This window comes from Paenibacillus sp. Y916 (genome assembly GCF_056786435.1).
In genome coordinates, this window is the sequence record NZ_JBXCJA010000024.1 from 1 (window position 1) to 1471 (window position 1471).

At 53.4% G+C, this 1471-nt stretch carries 1 rRNA gene; it reads right to left on the minus strand.

The annotated features are described in order from the left end of the window. Window positions 1–11: 11 nt before the first annotated feature. Window positions 12–1471 (minus strand): 16S ribosomal RNA (locus AC1TO9_RS24475); the annotation flags it as partial.

Below are 1471 nucleotides of genomic sequence, written 5' to 3' on the forward strand. Positions count from 1 at the left end.
ATTCTCCATAGAAAGGAGGTGATCCAGCCGCACCTTCCGATACGGCTACCTTGTTACGACTTCACCCCAATCATCTACCCCACCTTCGGCGGCTGGCTCCCTTGCGGGTTACCCCACCGACTTCGGGTGTTGTAAACTCTCGTGGTGTGACGGGCGGTGTGTACAAGACCCGGGAACGTATTCACCGCGGCATGCTGATCCGCGATTACTAGCAATTCCTACTTCATGCAGGCGGGTTGCAGCCTGCAATCCGAACTGAGACCAGCTTTGTTGGGATTGGCTCCATCTCGCGATTTCGCAGCCCGTTGTACTGGCCATTGTAGTACGTGTGTAGCCCAGGTCATAAGGGGCATGATGATTTGACGTCATCCCCACCTTCCTCCGGTTTGTCACCGGCAGTCTATCTAGAGTGCCCACCTTAATGTGCTGGCAACTAAATATAAGGGTTGCGCTCGTTGCGGGACTTAACCCAACATCTCACGACACGAGCTGACGACAACCATGCACCACCTGTCTCCTCTGTCCCGAAGGCCGCCACTATCTCTAGTGGATTCAGAGGGATGTCAAGACCTGGTAAGGTTCTTCGCGTTGCTTCGAATTAAACCACATACTCCACTGCTTGTGCGGGTCCCCGTCAATTCCTTTGAGTTTCAGTCTTGCGACCGTACTCCCCAGGCGGAGTGCTTAATGTGTTAACTTCGGCACCAAGGGTATCGAAACCCCTAACACCTAGCACTCATCGTTTACGGCGTGGACTACCAGGGTATCTAATCCTGTTTGCTACCCACGCTTTCGCGCCTCAGCGTCAGTTACAGCCCAGAGAGTCGCCTTCGCCACTGGTGTTCCTCCACATATCTACGCATTTCACCGCTACACGTGGAATTCCACTCTCCTCTTCTGTACTCAAGTCACCCAGTTTTCAGTGCGACCCAGGGTTGAGCCCTGGAATTAAACACCAAACTTAAATGACCGCCTGCGCGCGCTTTACGCCCAATAATTCCGGACAACGCTTGCCCCCTACGTATTACCGCGGCTGCTGGCACGTAGTTAGCCGGGGCTTTCTTCTCAGGTACCGTCACCTTAAGAGCAGTTACTCTCCTAAGTCTTCTTCCCTGGCAACAGAGCTTTACGATCCGAAAACCTTCATCACTCACGCGGCGTTGCTCCGTCAGACTTTCGTCCATTGCGGAAGATTCCCTACTGCTGCCTCCCGTAGGAGTCTGGGCCGTGTCTCAGTCCCAGTGTGGCCGTTCACCCTCTCAGGTCGGCTACGCATCGTCGCCTTGGTGAGCCATTACCTCACCAACTAGCTAATGCGCCGCAGGTCCATCTATAAGTGGCAGATTACTCCGCCTTTCAACATTCCTTCATGTGAAGAAATATATTATCCGGTATTAGCTACCGTTTCCGATAGTTATCCCAGTCTTACAGGCAGGTTACCTACGTGTTACTCACCCGTCCGCCGCTGAAA